This is a genomic window from Paenibacillus sp. FJAT-26967, assembly GCF_001541095.1.
Classification (GTDB): Bacteria; Bacillota; Bacilli; order Paenibacillales; family NBRC-103111; genus Paenibacillus_F.
In genome coordinates this window covers 289,261-304,839 of record NZ_LMXH01000004.1, presented here as the reverse complement: position 1 = coordinate 304,839, position 15,579 = coordinate 289,261, and the positions used below count along the sequence as shown (strand labels likewise).

At 53.2% G+C, this 15,579-nt stretch carries 13 protein-coding genes; 1 reads left to right on the top strand and 12 read right to left on the bottom strand.

What is annotated here, in order from left to right; translation table 11 throughout:
* Positions 1 to 74: 74 nt before the first annotated feature.
* The 7 genes from AR333_RS17745 to AR333_RS17715 all read right to left on the bottom strand — a co-directional run bounded on the left by AR333_RS17745 (position 75) and on the right by AR333_RS17715 (position 8,869).
* Positions 75 to 347, bottom strand: coding sequence for a hypothetical protein (locus tag AR333_RS17745; protein ID WP_068776701.1), 273 nt, complete (start codon positions 345 to 347; stop codon positions 75 to 77).
* Positions 348 to 460: 113 nt separating this feature from the next.
* The gene (locus AR333_RS17740) at positions 461 to 1,810 is read right to left on the bottom strand and encodes a sodium-dependent transporter (RefSeq protein WP_068776700.1); all 1,350 of its coding nucleotides are present in this window, start codon (positions 1,808 to 1,810) and stop codon (positions 461 to 463) included.
* A gap of 300 nt (positions 1,811 to 2,110) precedes the next feature.
* Positions 2,111 to 2,950 (bottom strand): ABC transporter ATP-binding protein, encoded by an 840-nt coding sequence (locus AR333_RS17735; RefSeq protein WP_068776699.1) that lies wholly within the window; start codon positions 2,948 to 2,950, stop codon positions 2,111 to 2,113.
* A 126-nt stretch (positions 2,951 to 3,076) separates the two neighbouring features.
* Positions 3,077 to 4,132: an iron chelate uptake ABC transporter family permease subunit gene (locus tag AR333_RS17730; RefSeq protein ID WP_068776698.1), complete on the bottom strand. Its 1,056-nt coding sequence runs from the start codon at positions 4,130 to 4,132 to the stop codon at positions 3,077 to 3,079.
* Positions 4,129 to 5,136 carry an iron ABC transporter permease gene (locus AR333_RS17725; protein WP_068776697.1) on the bottom strand — a complete coding sequence of 336 codons (1,008 nt, stop codon included), beginning with the start codon at positions 5,134 to 5,136 and terminating at the stop codon, positions 4,129 to 4,131. Before AR333_RS17725 ends, AR333_RS17730 begins: the two co-directional genes overlap by 4 nt.
* Positions 5,137 to 5,349: 213 nt before the next feature.
* The gene (locus AR333_RS17720) at positions 5,350 to 6,237 is read right to left on the bottom strand and encodes an ROK family protein (RefSeq protein WP_068776696.1); all 888 of its coding nucleotides are present in this window, start codon (positions 6,235 to 6,237) and stop codon (positions 5,350 to 5,352) included.
* A 142-nt stretch (positions 6,238 to 6,379) separates the two neighbouring features.
* Positions 6,380 to 8,869 carry a S1C family serine protease gene (locus tag AR333_RS17715; protein WP_068776695.1) on the bottom strand — a complete coding sequence of 830 codons (2,490 nt, stop codon included), beginning with the start codon at positions 8,867 to 8,869 and terminating at the stop codon, positions 6,380 to 6,382.
* Between the two features lie 200 nt (positions 8,870 to 9,069).
* On the opposite strand from AR333_RS17715, the gene AR333_RS17710 reads away from it, so the two are divergent.
* Positions 9,070 to 9,408, top strand: a complete 339-nt coding sequence (locus AR333_RS17710; protein ID WP_068776694.1) for a LysM peptidoglycan-binding domain-containing protein — start codon at positions 9,070 to 9,072, stop codon at positions 9,406 to 9,408.
* A 172-nt stretch (positions 9,409 to 9,580) separates the two neighbouring features.
* Here the strand turns inward: AR333_RS17710 and AR333_RS25790 are convergent, their stop codons facing one another.
* The 5 genes from AR333_RS25790 to AR333_RS17685 all read right to left on the bottom strand — a co-directional run bounded on the left by AR333_RS25790 (position 9,581) and on the right by AR333_RS17685 (position 15,576).
* Positions 9,581 to 10,138 carry a CHY zinc finger protein gene (locus AR333_RS25790; RefSeq protein WP_367584695.1) on the bottom strand — a complete coding sequence of 186 codons (558 nt, stop codon included), beginning with the start codon at positions 10,136 to 10,138 and terminating at the stop codon, positions 9,581 to 9,583.
* A gap of 192 nt (positions 10,139 to 10,330) precedes the next feature.
* The gene (locus tag AR333_RS17700; protein ID WP_068776693.1) at positions 10,331 to 11,185 is read right to left on the bottom strand and encodes a DUF72 domain-containing protein; all 855 of its coding nucleotides are present in this window, start codon (positions 11,183 to 11,185) and stop codon (positions 10,331 to 10,333) included.
* Between the two features lie 553 nt (positions 11,186 to 11,738).
* Positions 11,739 to 13,013, bottom strand: coding sequence for a DUF445 domain-containing protein (locus AR333_RS17695; RefSeq protein WP_068776692.1), 1,275 nt, complete (start codon positions 13,011 to 13,013; stop codon positions 11,739 to 11,741).
* A 210-nt stretch (positions 13,014 to 13,223) separates the two neighbouring features.
* On the bottom strand, positions 13,224 to 13,910 hold the full coding sequence (locus tag AR333_RS17690) for a metal-dependent hydrolase (RefSeq protein ID WP_068776691.1): 687 nt from the start codon (positions 13,908 to 13,910) through the stop codon (positions 13,224 to 13,226).
* Positions 13,911 to 14,547: 637 nt separating this feature from the next.
* Positions 14,548 to 15,576, bottom strand: a complete 1,029-nt coding sequence (locus AR333_RS17685) for a YeiH family protein (RefSeq protein WP_068776751.1) — start codon at positions 15,574 to 15,576, stop codon at positions 14,548 to 14,550.
* Positions 15,577 to 15,579: the final 3 nt, after the last annotated feature.

Below are 15,579 nucleotides of genomic sequence, written 5' to 3'. Positions count from 1 at the left end.
ACGTTTCTATAAAAATCTCCCGTGTTCCTTCCGGCAGAGAATCCTGCGCAGAAGGAACACGGGAGAACAGACAGTTAGGAGCGGGTACCGTTCTGAAGATCCTCTTTCTCCTGCTGCAATCCGGCTTCTATTTCGTCATAAGCCTGCTGATTCAGACTGAGCGATGCCGTCTCGGCAGCTCTCTCCGCATGTCCGATTGCCGCATGAGCCTGCGCTTCCAACTGCTCGGTCGGATGCGTCAACGCCTGGGAAACAGCGTTGTGCACTTTTTCCAGTGAATTCTGGGCTTGAGAAATTGGATTCTGCGACTGTAAGCTGGAGTCGTATTCACGTACTTCGTCTGCCATGTTGGGGCCTCCCTCGGTCTGATTTGGTTCTGGATTCCTAGTCAGAGACCCCTATAGGATGAAGCAACATCAATGTCTTTATGCTAAAGAAATGAGCAGATTTACATCACCACTCAAATGACACCGATCGAGTACAAGAAAATAAGCACAATCATTGGCGGGATGATAACCCGGAGCAGGAAGACCCATATTTTCAAGATAGGCCCATTTAGTCCCGCCTCTTCCATAGCCCGTTTGGATTTGTACCCGATAAACAAGGTCACGACCAGACCGCCGACCGGCAGCAGAACGTTGGAGGTCACAAAGTCCAGAGAATCGAAAATATTCTTCCCGCCGATCGTAATCCCGCTTAGTACCCCCCCAACGGAAAGAGCCGAAGGCACACCGACAATAAAACAGACAGCTGTTGTCCATGCAGTCGCTTTAGCCCGTGTCCACTTCCAGCGATCCATAGCAAACGCAACCGGCACTTCGAGCAGAGAGAGAATCGAAGTGAAGGCCGCTATCGCCAGCAGTACGAAGAATAAGCCGCCGAAGGCTGCACCCAGAGGCATGGCTGAGAAAGCAGCCGGAAGAACGACGAACACAAGGCCGGGTCCTTGCGCAGGCTCCAATCCGAACGAGAAGGTGGTGGGAAATACAATCAGACCGGCGATAATCGCATACAGAAGGTTCCCGCCGGTTACAGCGACGGTTGCCTTGCCAAGCGACTGCTCTTTTTGCACATAAGAGCCATAGGTAATCATGACCCCCATACCCACTGACATGGAGAAGAACGCTTGTCCGAGTGCCACCAGTATCGATTCACCTGTCAGCTTGCTAAAATCCGGCATCAGGAAGAATTCGACGCCCTCACCCGATCCGGGCAGCGTCAGTGCGCGACCCATCAGAATAAGCAGCACCACTGCCAGTGCCGGGATGAGCACCTTATTAAATTTCTCGATTCCGCCGGAAACCCCGCGGGCAATTACCCACGCTGACAGCCCCAGAATAAGAAACTGCCAGCCGAGCGGGCTGTATCCTGAGGTGAAGGTTTCAAACTGGACATTATAGTCTACCCCATTGTAGAGCTTGCCTGTAAAAGAATTTAACGCATAATGCAGCGTCCATCCCGCAATGACCGAGTAGAACGAAGTAATCATAAACGAACCGAACACACCGATGAAGCCAAAAAAGCCCCAGCGTCCGGATGAGGCCAGGTTGCGGAAAGAAGAAGAAGCATTCCCTCTGCCTGCCCGTCCGATTGCCATTTCCGCCAGCAGTACCGGCATGCCTACGATGAGAAGGCAAAAGATGAAAATCAGCACAAAGGCTGCGCCACCGTACAGTCCTGTAATGTAAGGAAATTTCCACAAATTCCCGAGGCCGATCGCACTTCCGATTGCGGACATAATGAACCCGAGGGAAGAGAAACGTTCCCCGCCGCCTTTACCTGCTGCTTTGTCTGAACTCACGTCACTCATGTTGTCACCTGCTTATGTTAAGAATGTCCTTATTGGAAACAAGGTTTTATTCTATACGAAAAAGATTCTGCCTGTCCAGTATTATTAACCGGAGGTTGATTAGATCTTGAAGGACATCCCGTTCCGGTAAAGCCTTATCCAACTTTTAAAAAAGAACGGTGGATATCTAATGAATAGTATATCCTTACCCGGGCCTAAGTAATTGCCTCTTCAGCCTTATAAGCTGTGAACTTAAACGCAAAAAAACCAGCAGTCCTTTAATTAGGAAGGCTGGCTTTCAGAAAATATTCCCCGTGAAGGTTAAAGCGCAACTTCAATACATGGCTGTTCGCAGTTCTCTTCGCAGCCGGGAACTCTGCGGCCCTTGCCGAACGGTACGCAAGTCGGTGTACCAAAAATCGGGTCGCGCACAAGTCGGCAGTTAAGCCCGAACACATTACGGATCAATTCCTCGGTTACAACTTCCTCCGGCTTGCCCGCGGCATATACCTTCTTGTCGCTCAGCGCTACAATGTGATGAGCGTAACGGCACGCCAGGTTAAGATCGTGAAGAACCATAACGATGGTCGTGTTCTCACGCTCGTTCAGTTCCCACAGCAGATCCAGAATTTCGATCTGGTGAGTCATATCGAGATACGTAGTCGGCTCGTCGAGCAGAATCGTGTTCGTACCCTGTGCCAGCGTCATCGCGATCCAGGCACGCTGGCGCTGTCCTCCAGACAAAGAATCCACTTGCCGCTCGGCAAGTGAGGCCATGCCTGTTGCTTCCATCGCGCGGTTAACAGCGGCCTCATCCTCTTTACTCCACTGCTTCAGCCAGTTCTGGTGAGGATAGCGGCCCTGTTTGACGAGCTGAAAAACCGTCATACCCTCGGGAGCAGTCGGACCTTGCGGCAGAATAGCCATCTGACGGGCTACTTCTTTAGTTGACTGCTTGGCGATCTCCTGTCCGTTGAGAAGCACCGCTCCGTCCTTTGGCTTCATCAGACGGGCCATGGAGCGGAGCAGGGTCGATTTACCGCAGCCGTTACAGCCGATCAAGACGGTAATTTGACCTTTAGGAATCTCCAGATCGAGATCCTCGATAATATCCGTTTGATTATATGATAGCGTCAGCGACTTGGTTTCGATTCCATACATACGCTCAATCTCCTTTGCCAAGTAAAGATGGGCCTTGCGGACGGTGCTGTCAAAATAATGACGCCCCCGATTATTGTCTGTAGCGGCAGTGTCTCGTGTGTAGATTTTATATGACGGGAACCAACCTTACATGTTCCGTGATTTGTACAGTAAGTAGATGAAGTAGGGCGCTCCCACGCAGGCGGTAAAAATACCTGCGGGGTAATCATGCGGCGGAAACGCCGTGCGTCCGATATAATCGGACAGCAGCACGACCAGAGCGCCGAACAGCGCTGAAGCCGGCAGCAGCGCGCCGTACGCGCTGCCTACGAGCCGCCGCGCCATGTGAGGCGCGATCAGCCCGACGAAGGCGATACCGCCGCCGAAGGCAACGGCGGAACCCGCGAGCGCGGTGCTGAGCAGAATCAGCACGACGCGCTGCCGGTTCACCCGGCTGCCGACGCCGGTAGCGACCGAATCGCCGAGCGCCTGCACGTTCATGCCTCGCATCATGTAAGCGAGAATCGGCGTCAGGACGGCGATCCATGCAGCCAGCGTGCCGACATGGCTCCAGTTGGAGCCGTACACGCTGCCGACCTTCCATGTGATGGCCTGGGTGGTCAGGACCGGCGGTGCCATCAGGATCAGCATCGTATTCAGTGCGGCCAGTGAAGCCGCGATACCGATGCCGATCAGCACCAGCCTGACGGGCGGCAGCCCGTTCTTCCAGGCCAGCGCCATAATGACCAGTGCCGTCAGCGAAGCGCCGATGAATGCCGCAAGCGGCAGGTATTCGGCCTTCGCCAGGAAGGCGCTGCCGGTACCGGCCGTCGCCACGATGAAGGCGACGACGAACACGCCGGCACCATCGGTAATGCCGATGATGTCCGGGGACGCCAGCGGGTTGCGGCTGACGCCCTGCATGATCGCCCCGGACATAGCCAGGGCCGCTCCGACCAGGACGGCTACCAGGACACGTGGCAGCCGGAACGTGTGGATAATGAGTTCATCCTGCGGCGCCCCCATACCCAGGAGAGTCTTCAGGACCTGAAGCGGACTCATCTTGATCTCGCCCGTTCCAGTAGCGACCAGCATCAGCAAGATGAGAATGGCCAGAAGTACGCCCGTAACGAGAAGAGCGCGTTTATCAAGAACAAACGAAATGGGAGGCTTATTCAACCGAATATGTTTGTAACGACTCATGAGGAAGCCTTAAACCCCCTCCGTGCGATATAGATGAAGAACGGTGTACCGATGAATGCGGTCATTACTCCGACCGGCACTTCCTGCGGCATAATAATGAAACGGGCCAGCGTGTCGGCGAGAACCAGAAGCAGCGCTCCGAATACTCCCGCATAAGGAATCACCCATCGGTGATCCACGCCTGACATGAACCTTACCAAATGCGGCACAATAATGCCGATAAAACCGATCGGACCCGCGACGGCGACAGACCCGCCAGCAAGGAACACGACGACAACTGCGGCAGTAAGCTTGATAGCCGCGGTCCGTTGTCCCAAACCTACGGCCACATCGTCGCCCATCATCAGCACATTAATCTGACTGGAGATCAGCAGGGCCACAATCCAAGCAGCGCCCAGATAAGGAAGAACCGGCAGCAGCACATCCAGCTTGCGGCCTTCAATCGAACCTGCGAGCCAGTAGAGCACATCCTGGATGCGTGTTTCATTGGAAAGCAGGACACCCTGCGTCAACGAATTCGCAAGTGCGGCGATTGCGGCACCCGCCAGTGTGAGCTTCATCGGCGTGAGCCCTTCGCGTCCGGCAGAACCAAGCATGAACACAACAGCCGCAGCGAGGGCGGCCCCCAGAAAGGCGATCCAGGCCAGTGAGGTCATGGAGCTGATGGACAAGATGGACATCGCGATCACAATCAGCAGTCCCGCGCCCGCATTAATGCCGAGCAGTCCGGGTGAAGCAAGCGGGTTCTTGGTCAGCGCCTGCATAAGCACGCCTGCAACTGCCAGGCTGGAGCCGACAGCCGCTGCAATCAGCGCTCTGGGCATCCGGGCTTCCCGGATGATCAGATGTTCGTTAGAGCCATTGAAAGATTGGTAAGCATCCCATGCGGTCCGCCATGTAGTTCCTGTATATCCGTATACGATGCTGCAGCCCATTGCCAGAATGAGCAGCACGACACCTGCAATAAGTCCTATTGTTCTGGCGGTATTCGTTCTGAGAGGCAAGACGGCAAACCCCTTTGCTGTCACGGCCGTATCGGATAGACCGATGACCGTCAATTCTACCCTAAGTGTAAGATACGCCCAGACTATTGTCAATGAAGTTGATAATCATTATCACTTTAACCCGTGACAATATTTAGGACGATTGTACTCATTCTTAAGTAGGATAAAAAAATACCTGTCCCGGTTAAGGAACAGGTGCGGAATACCTTGTGTCTATCCGATTTTTAATCCGAGCGCCTTGGAAGCAAGCGCCAGAGCGCCGCAAATACCCGCGTTATCTCCCAGCTGCGGAGCCACAATGTAAGCATCAATATCCGCAAGTACCTGCGGCTTCTGGACATAAGCGTTCATCAGCTGCTGGAAGCGGCCGCGGATAAGCGGAAAGAGCTGCTCCTGCTTCATGACTCCGCCGCCCATAATAATTTTCTCCGGCGACAAGACCAGCACGTAGCTCATCAATGCTTTCGCCAAATAATCGGCTTCAATCTCCCACGCCAGATGATCCGCGGCAAGTTCGCTGGCTTTCACACCCCAGCGCGCTTCGATCGCGGGCCCGGCGGCAAGACCTTCCAGGCAGTCACCGTGGTACGGACACCTGCCCGCGTAAGGGTCCTGCGGATGCCGGCGGAGCAGCAGGTGCCCCATTTCCGGGTGTGCCAGACCATGGATGACCCTGCCGTTTGCGATAGCCCCGGCCCCGATGCCCGTTCCGACCGTAATGTACAGACAGTTATGCAGCCCGCGGGCTGCCCCCCAGGTCATCTCGCCAAGCGCTGCGCCGTTTACATCCGTATCGAACTCCATAGGGATATTAAAGCGCCTCCGCAGCTCGCCAAGCATATCGTAATGAGCCCAATGAGGCTTGGGGGTCGTGGTGATATATCCATAAGTCGGGCTTTGTTTATTCGGATCAACCGGCCCGAAAGAGCCTACCCCGATCGCTTCAACTTCCTTGTCCTCGAAAAAATGAATGACGGAGGCCATCGTTTCTTCCGGCGTTGTTGTCGGAAAGCTGATGCGTTCTAGAACTGTACCGTCTTCTCTTCCCACCGCACAAACAAATTTAGTCCCGCCCGCTTCGATAGCTCCGAGTGTATGCATGTCCTATGTCCCCTCTTCATGCGGATAAATGAAAAACAGACGGCCGGGAGAACGCGTCTCTCCGCCGTCTGTTCCTGGTAAGCTCATTGTAAAAGAAGGGGAATAGACATGCAATCCCAATTCTTCTATTCGCTCCTGCCGTCTATTTCTGAAACTCTAGTGATTGCAGGGCTTTCTCAAGGCGTTCCTTATTTGCATCCGTCCGTACAGCATCGTTGATTCGGGTTCTGACCAGGTAAACGTATCCGTTCCGGGAGAAAATGTACTCCGTCTCTTCGTAAGCCACTTTGCGGATCGAATAATTCACGGTGAGCTTACGGGCCGTTGTCCCGAACAATTGTATGTCTTTGGATGTGTATTTGTAATCAGAATCGGTTTGCGAACTATCCTCGTGCTCTGTGGAGCGTTCGTCTGCAGCCGTCTCCCAATCATCTCCTTCAACCGCATCCACAGCCAGATAACCGCCAACAAAGCTATACAAGAACGATTCTCCATTCTCCAGAATAGAATCTTCATAATCGGAAGCATATTCCTCGGTCCAAGTTTCCGGAAGCTTCACGGAATAGCCGTAGTCCTTGTTTACAACCGTTGTTGTTTTGTCTTTGTCCAGCAGCTCATTCTCGTCCTGAATAATTCCAATAGCAGGGTCCATGCTTTTGCCGTCTATACGAATGGAAGCAATCACGGAGCTTTTCAGACGGTCAGCTTCATCCGCGTTCAGGTCTTTGGGATAATAAATTGAAAATTTGTATTTATAGCTGTCCTTGACTACATAAATATGGTGTTCGCTTTCCCACTTATCTCCCATGGTCGATGAGAAGGTCTGCTCCTTGGAAATCATTCCGTCGATCTTACCGTCTCTGACATCCGAGATCTCCCTGTATTTGGACGTATAAGTTTCTTCAAAGTTCTTCTTGTCCCGAGATATCCAAGCCTCCAGAGTATCTCCCTCCGTCAATGAAGTGACATCAATCGACAGGCTTTGTGTCATGGAATCATTATAGAACTGGGCTTGCGGAGAATACGGGAGCTGACGCCATTTGTCCGGTATCGTGAGCGCCACTCCAAAATCGTTGGATATGTTCTGCCCGCTGCTGCCGGATGGTCTGGCGATATCTTTAAGCTTCGTGTCTTTGCTGTCAAATGAAGTCTTGAAACTATCGAGCAGGTCGTTATACTTGGCCGCTCCTACCTTAGTACCGCTTTCCGGATCCTGATAATAGGTCAGCAGCAGCATATAAAGCTTGTCCTTATGCTGATGAAGGCGGATCTGATAATAGCTGTCTCCAAGCTTACCTGCCACTTTGGCATAAGGCTGGTTTCCGTTCTTGACATACTGCTTCTCCAGTGTTGTGCCAAACTTAGCTTCGGAGGCCATCTTAAGGAGCGCAGCGGATGACAACTCTCTTCCCTCGAGAGACTCGACTTGGATGGCCAGAGAGAATTCGCCCTTCGCATCCGCAAACTGCACCTTCTCTCCCTCAGCACTTTGAGACTGCTTGCTTAGTCCTGATGGATATTTCATCGACCAGCCTTGAACGCTGTCACCGATCTTTGTTTTCCCGCGATCCGTATTTAGCCCTGAATCTTCATTAATTACAGTTTCCTTGGCTGGGCTGTCAGCTTCTTCGCCAAGCGTAACTTCCCGATTCACCGTAGAACCGCCTGATTGTACAGTCAGGCTGATTTTCTGGCCGGGAAGATACTGTTTGAGCAGCTCGTTGTATTGTACGGCCGTCGTCACAGAAGTCCCGCCAAGGGAGATCAGGTTGTCTCCTTCTTTGAAGCCGGCTTTGGCTGCCGGGGAATCCGGCTCGACATAATCGACGCTTAAGCCGTCATCAGAGGGCAAGCCCACGATTGCTTCCCAGCTTTCTTCCAGCTTAAGCCCCAGGTAAGGACGTTTCACCTTGCCATATGCTTCAAAATGTTTGAGTACATAATTAATGGTATCAACCGGTATGGCGAAACCGAGGTTGTCCACCCCAAACTCTGCGTATTTAAGGGTATTAATTCCGACAACTTCGCCTTTTTTATTCACTAACGCGCCCCCGCTGTTGCCGGGATTAATGGCCGCATCCGTCTGGATCAGCTGGTATTGGTTGTTCACCGAGCGATCGATGCCGCTGACAATCCCCACGGTGACGGAATTGCGGAGAGCAAAAGAAACGGGCGTGCCGATGGCAACAACGGTCTCTCCGACATGAACGTCTTTGGGATTAGCGAATGCAGCCGCAGGGAGTCCGGTTGCCTCGATCTTGACCAGCGCAAGATCACTCTGTTCATCCAAGTGTGTCACTTTGCCGTTGTGCGACTTACCGTCGGAGGTGACGATGACCAGATTGGACATACTCTTGACGACGTGAGCATTGGTGATAATAACTCCGCTTGATTTAATAATAACTCCCGTACCGTGCGCTAAGTTATAGCGGTCTTTATCTGTATCCTTATCGGCTTTCCCGCTGCTGGGCTTGCCTATTATGGCAACAACGGAGGGAGATGTGCGCGCAATGATTTGCGGCAGTTCATCTGTCTCGGCGGCTTGAACCGGGGATGCAGCCCCCATGCCTACCGTAGACAAGATAAGCAGGAATGCTAGCAGGTACATCTGGAGTGTATGACGCTTCATCATTTGTAGACCCCATCTTCCATGAAATATTTGGAAATCAATTCTGTCGCTTCAATCTAGCATAAATGTCCACAAGTCGGCAATGGAAATTTTGGGCCTATATTTCTTGCTGAGATTGGGCACATGCCGGGGGCCAGATGCCTATATCCGGCATACAATGCGGGTAGGCATCTCAACAACTCCGTGATGGGGAGGAACGTTACATGATTACTTATGTCGTGCAGCCCGGTGACACATTGTTCAATATAGCGAACCGCTATAATACAACCGTGGAAGCCATACTCCGTGCCAATAATTTAACAAGCCTGAACATTTATGTGGGTCAGCGGCTCCTTATTCCGGTGTACGGTCCGGGCCCGATACCTGGACCTGGACCTGGACCCGGTCCGGGGCCGGGAGGCGGACTGGAGCAGCGGGTGTCGCGCCTGGAGCGCGAGTTTAACCAGCTTGACAGGGAAGTCAACCGTCTGACCCGCGAAGTGAACCGCTTGGACCAGCGCATCGACCGTCTGGAGCAGCGGGTCAACCGTCTGGAACGGTAGGCAGGTCTATCCGCACAAGAAAGCCTGTAGATCAAGTTCCGTAAGGAGCCGGATCTACAGGCTTTTGGGTTGCTGAATGAAGGGCTCCCACAGCCCCAATCTCCATTCAAAACAGATCACCCCGCCATAGCCGCAGCCGATAGTTAACGAGCTATCCAATCCGCCCCCGGTTTTATTCCTCAAAATAAAGCGAATAATGCTTTTTGCAGCCGGGATTAAACAGGCTTCGGCAGTAAGGACATGTATCTCCGCATTCCAAATAGCTGCGGATACTCATCTCAGATGCGCAATTGCCGCATAAGACGGCCTTTGCATTCCTATCGCTTCTTTTCCAGGTTACAGACGGGTGGCCCGCAAGCTCCTGGTGACACTGATAACACCCGTAATACGTATCACAGCATTTAAACTTAATTCCCACGATATCGTTATCTGCGTGATAGTGCCTGCACCTTGCGTTTTGATCAATCGCTCCTGTCACAGTAACTATAGGCTCCAACCGTTCCAGTTTTCTTTCCATGATTGGTTCTGGCAGCTTATCTCCCGCGATTTCCGCCAATCCTAACGTCTCCTTGATCCGTTGCAGATCGCTATGGATTTGAAGAACCTTCCGGTAAGTCGCATATGCGATTCCAAGCAGAAGAGATACAATAATCAAGCCTCCGGGAGGTCCCGCAAAAATCGCTAAAGCCAATAATCCGATAAAAGTAGTCAAAGTAATGAGAGCAATCACAAATTTACACCCCTCGATTTTTTCACCTATCCTAATAAAACCAGGTTCAGCTCTATCTTATATCAACCTTCCCCGTTTGGACATATTTGGATAATAACCCATCCTAATTCAAGCTGCAAAAATATAAGAGCCATGCAGCAGCATGCCTCTTATTTATGAATTAATCTATTTTATTGCCCGCGTACAAGAAAGCTATCCCTCGAAAAGATCCAGCTGTCTGGGAGCTAATCCCTCCGGCTTAATCCCCAGCATAGAAGACAATTCCTTGGCATTCGCCGCCGCATCGCCGCCTGAATTGTTGTTGAAGATCACACAGACTTCCTTGCTGCTGCGCTCCAGCGTCTTGAGACGATCCGCCCACTCCTGCAATTCCGTTCTGTTATAGCGGTAGAGGTAGCGGACATCGCGCCAGCTTTTCCCCGGTGGAGCCCCTACCCAGCCCCCCGCGTTGCGGCCGTGGAAACGCACTAAGGTGACGTCCGGGTTGGCAGCCTGCAGCACAATGGGTACGGACCCGCTGCCAACCTGCGGTTCATCGCAGACCGTATGTATCCAGCCTTCTTCCTTCAGGAAGCGGAGCGTCTTCTCCTGCATATCCGCGCTGTACCAGCTCTGGTGCCGGAATTCAGCGGCAACGGGAAGATTCTGCATCCGGCTCCTTGCTTCGCGCAGGATCTCCACGTTCTCACGGCTGCAATCAAACCAGGGCGGATATTGGAATAACACCATTTTCAGCTTATCCGCCTGTCGCATCGGCTCTAAAGACTGCACAAATGCGCGGAACATGTCTTCTTCATGTTCAAACGGATTTTTGCCTCTCAAATGTCCTGTCATGCCCTGATAAGCTTTCACGACAAAGCCGAATCCGGCCGGAGTCTCCTGAACCCATTTCTCCATATTGCGGGTAGACTGGACGGCATAGAAGGAACTGTCTAACTCCACCACCGGGAAATGCCCCGCATAAGTCTGGAGTTTGTCTCTTTTCTCAGAAGGAGTCGTATAGAGATCATCATGATCCCCCCACCCGGCTAAACCGATCCGTATCATGACGCGTTCCTCCTTGTCTTATTCCACCGTTAAGCACTCTTTTTCCAGTTCCGTTAAAGCCTGCCTTACTAATAGTCTAAGCCATTCCGGCGTCTCATGAAACATTCCCCGTTCCTTTTAATAAGTAAAAAAAATCCACGTCCGGGTAAACACGGAGGCGGATTTCGTTCGATGTTAAAGAAGCGGACCCGTGATCATTAACGAATTGGAGACGGGCAGAACTCATCTCTTACCGTATAACAATAAACGTGTTTGGGTACCGGAACACAGTGATGACGATTCACGATTTCAACGGGATGAACAACCTCTACGATTTGAGGGTGGTAGAAATCACGATAGACTCTTGTCGGCGGATCAAATACCTGTTTTTCCGGACAGAGACATTTATTATGGTGTTGATGATGATGGTGACTCATATCGAACCTCTCCCTTCGGTTATTTCTGATTTAGCATACGGAAGGAGAGGCATTCGTGCCTGTTCTTTTGCCTACACAAAGATGATTTTTTCCACAGGAGTCTTTACGGAAAGTCCACACCCTATAACAACGGCCTATTAACCGAACAACATCCGGATTCCTTCAAGCCCCAGTCCGATGACAAAACCGCAGACCGCGCCGTTGACCCGGATCCACTGCAAATCCTTGCCCACCTTGTTCTCAATAAACTCAATCAGCATAGCGTTGTCCATCTTGTCCACATTCTCGCGCACAAGCGCACCGATCTTGGAGTGATTCCGCTCGACGAACTCGGTAATCTGCATCTTCAGCCACTCCTCCAGCTTATGGATAGTAGCCTCATCGCTGCGGAGCTTGCGGATGCCCTCCTCCAGCAGCGGCATGATGGTGTCATCAAGCAGGCGGCCGTTCTGCAGTTCTAGGAGCAGCTTGTCACGCCAGCCGGAGATCAGCTTCTCCAGCCGCTCCTCCAGCTGGAGCTTGTCCGGCAGCTCCCGGACGAAGGCCGCGATTCCGGCATGCAGGCGCTCATTCTCCTTCATATTCGTCAGCTCCTGACGAATCATACCGAGCAGCGCCTCACGGTTGCGGTGGCCGTTCAGGCGCATAGCCGCCAAGTTATCGAGCAGGGCATTCTGCAGCAGGGCGCCGAGGCGTTCCCCGGACATAAATCCGAGGAAGGCGTTCTTGGCGAACTGCATCAGCCCGTTCATCTCGATGCCATGGATCACCCCCTCGGCGATTTCGCCGAGCATATGCCGCGTGTCCGCGCGTACAGCCCAGCGCTCAGCCCGGTCGATCAGGAAGTCGAACGCAGGCTCCTCATAGCCGTGCGTCAGCACCTGATCGACCACCAGCGCAATGGCCGCTTCCGGGTTAATCTCCCCGGCAGCCCGGCGCACTTGCTGGGCGGCGAAAGCCGCCGTCTTCTCTACCGGCAGCCGCTCCAGCGCGTACCGGCAGGCATTGCCCACCGCTTCGCGGGCTCCCTCCGATCGCAGCGCCTCCTCCGCCTTGGCAAGCATCATCTCGACCAGGCGCATCTGTCCGATGCGCAGGGCAATGCTCTCCTTGCCGAGCAAATTCTCTTCCACCGCGTTCACGACCGCATTGGTAAGCTGCGCCCGGTTGTTCGGCAGCAGCGCGGTATGCGGGATCGGAATTCCCAGCGGATGACGGAACAGCGCCGTGACGGCGAACCAGTCCGCGAGACCTCCGACAAGTCCCGCTTCAAATCCACTCTGGAGAAAAGCTCCGGCCGTGTGAGGCGCAAATGGAAGCGTGGCCAGGAAGCCCGCTCCCATAACGCCCAGCGAGATTGTCGCAATATGTTTGGTTTCCCTTGGTTTTTTAACTGCTGATTGTGGTGACATGTATGATTCTCCTCCGAAAGAGCCACCTGCCGCGTCTACCGTGAATGGCGGTTTCTTCCTTTTGTGATCTCTTTAGTTTACCAGTTTTGCGACAAGTTTTCTCTACCCTTATCAAGGACAGATCAAGAACAGAAACAAGGAAGGCTGCCTCTGTACTCATAAGTACATGGCAGCCCCGGCCGGCCGGCAAGATGCTGGCTCAGGCGATGACTAGACGTCTAATGTTTCCCCCGGCGCCAGGCGTACTCCATCCTGATAGGCCAATTTCAGCTTTTGAATCCATTCGCTTGCGTCCTGTTTGATCACATCGAACGTATTGTAGTGGATAGGAATATACTTCTTGGCACGCAGCCAGGTCGCCGCAAGCACCGCTTCCTCCGGTCCCATCGTAAACACATCGCCGATCGGCAGTGCAGCAACATCAATATTATACATCTCACCATAGAGCTTCATATCCCCGAACAGCGCGGTATCCCCGGCATGATAGAACGTTTTATCGCCCATCGTCAGCAGGATTCCCGCCGGAGCGCCCCCATTAATAAACTTGCCGGGCTCAATCTCGATAGCGGATGTATGGAAAGCAAGCGTATATTTAATGATTCCCCATTCGAATTTAGCACTTCCGCCCACATTCATAGCGAACGTTTTTAGCCCCATAGAAGCAAAATAAGCGGCAATTTCATAATTGGCAATAATGACGCAGTCATTTTTTCTCGCAATATCAGCAGCATCTGCAATGTGATCGTGATGTCCGTGTGTAAGCAGGATCGCGTCCGCTTGAATCTCTTCCGGATTAGCTACAGCCTGCGTATTTTCACTTAAATAAGGGTCAATAAGCAGTCGGTGTCCATCGTTTTCCACCAAAAAGCAAGAATGTCCGTGATAAGTAATTTGCAACCTGAACGCCTCCTTTATAGTATCAACTAGATCTATACCCAGATAGGGAGTATTTGAAACAAGCTTTGATCTAATTATCAAATAAGAATTGTTTATAGAAACCCGTCTTACAGCTTCCTCTATCCAATGAAAGTGTTCCCAACTGTCCGCAGCAATAAACGAAAGGGGCTTGCAAGGATTACAAAGAATCTATTTGAGTTTCATTCCAAACAGCCAAAAAGGTATAATATGTAATTATAGACTATTTCAGCTAACTTGTTAATTAAAAAGGAAGATAGATGAGCCACTATGAGCCACTACTTCCTGCTTAGTTACAACCGGTAAATTTCGGTTAAAAAAGAGACGCCCCTTATCCGGTATTCCTGACCCGCTCAGAATCCGGCTCATAGTCTGCCGCCGCTGCTCTACATGGGGTCTTACCATCAAAGGGAGGTCCCTTATGAAATAAAAAGGAATGTTCATCCTGAATTTGTCATGCCGGCAATCTGCTATTGAAGCTTAACGCCGCTTCGCATAGGTGTTCGATCCCCTCCATGCAGCGCCACCGGTACACTCAGGATTAGCATGCCCGGTAAAGTTCCGCCAGATGAGGCTCTTGCCGAGACACATCGAGCTCTAAACCGTACATCCTGCCCGTCTAGCCGACCATTCGCAGGATATACACTTCCGCGATGCCGAGCGCCGACAACAGCACCGAGCCGAGAAGCACGGCACCTGCGGCGCGTACGCCATGGCGGCGGAAGACCGCCAGGTTTACGTTAAGGCCAAGACCGGCCATCGCCATCGCAATGAGCAGATACGCGCCTTGAACGGCGGTTTCGGCAGCTCCGGCCGGCACGATGCCGAGCGTGTTCAATCCGGCGGCGAGCAGGAAGCCGCCGATGAACCAGGGCACCGGCACGCCCGCTCTGCGCGGTCTGCCGTCAGGCTGGCCCGCGGCGCCTGCTCCGCCTGCACTGCTGCGGCGCTCACGCCGGGCCGCCCACACACCCAGCGCTAGGGCAACCGGCGCCAGCAGGGCAACGCGCGTCAGCTTCGAGACGAGCGCGGCGTCGACCGAAGCGCTGCCGCCCGGTGCGGCTGCGGCTACTACATGCGCGATCTCATGAAGCGTCGCGCCGGAGAACAGCCCGTACTCGGCAGGCGTGAAGCCCAGCAGCGGATACGCGAGGGTATACGCGACCGTAAACAGCGTGCCGAGTAAGGCAATGACCGTGACGCCGACAGCCGTGTCGTCGTCACTGGCCTTGATTTGCGGAGATACGCCGGCTATAGCCGCGGCGCCGCAAATTCCGGTCCCGCAGGCCGCCAGCATGGCCAGCTCCGGCCCGACCTTCATCCGCCGCGCGATGGCGTACACGACCGCGATGGCGAAGACAATGTTGACTGCCGCCGCGGCGAACACGGCGGGACCTGCCTGGACCACATCGGCAAGACTGAGCCTCATGCCGAGCAGGATGATTCCCCAGCGGAGCAGCTTCTTGTTGGCGAATGCAAGACCGGCTGAGGCCGGAGCCGGAACGGGCAGCGCAGCGCGCCAGACAATACCGAGCAGGAGTGCCAGAACGAGCTGCCCGATCATTCCTGCTCCAGGGAGCTGTGCCAATGCTTTGGCCACGAGGGCGATAATCAGGGTCATGCCGATTCCGGGCAGGAGCTCGGTCATCCG

Excerpts from the sequence above, each read along its gene's own strand:
- AR333_RS17745 (WP_068776701.1), bottom strand. The coding sequence starts at position 347 with ATGGCAGACGAAGTACGTGAATACGACTCCAGCTTACAGTCGCAGAAT.
- AR333_RS17740 (WP_068776700.1), bottom strand. The coding sequence starts at position 1,810 with ATGAGTGACGTGAGTTCAGACAAAGCAGCAGGTAAAGGCGGCGGGGAA.
- AR333_RS17735 (WP_068776699.1), bottom strand. The coding sequence starts at position 2,950 with ATGTATGGAATCGAAACCAAGTCGCTGACGCTATCATATAATCAAACG.
- AR333_RS17730 (WP_068776698.1), bottom strand. The coding sequence starts at position 4,132 with ATGAGTCGTTACAAACATATTCGGTTGAATAAGCCTCCCATTTCGTTT.
- AR333_RS17720 (WP_068776696.1), bottom strand. The coding sequence starts at position 6,237 with ATGCATACACTCGGAGCTATCGAAGCGGGCGGGACTAAATTTGTTTGT.
- AR333_RS17715 (WP_068776695.1), bottom strand. The coding sequence starts at position 8,869 with ATGATGAAGCGTCATACACTCCAGATGTACCTGCTAGCATTCCTGCTT.
- AR333_RS17710 (WP_068776694.1), top strand. The coding sequence starts at position 9,070 with ATGATTACTTATGTCGTGCAGCCCGGTGACACATTGTTCAATATAGCG.
- AR333_RS17700 (WP_068776693.1), bottom strand. The coding sequence starts at position 11,185 with ATGATACGGATCGGTTTAGCCGGGTGGGGGGATCATGATGATCTCTAT.
- AR333_RS17695 (WP_068776692.1), bottom strand. The coding sequence starts at position 13,013 with ATGTCACCACAATCAGCAGTTAAAAAACCAAGGGAAACCAAACATATT.
- AR333_RS17685 (WP_068776751.1), bottom strand. The coding sequence starts at position 15,576 with ATGACCGAGCTCCTGCCCGGAATCGGCATGACCCTGATTATCGCCCTC.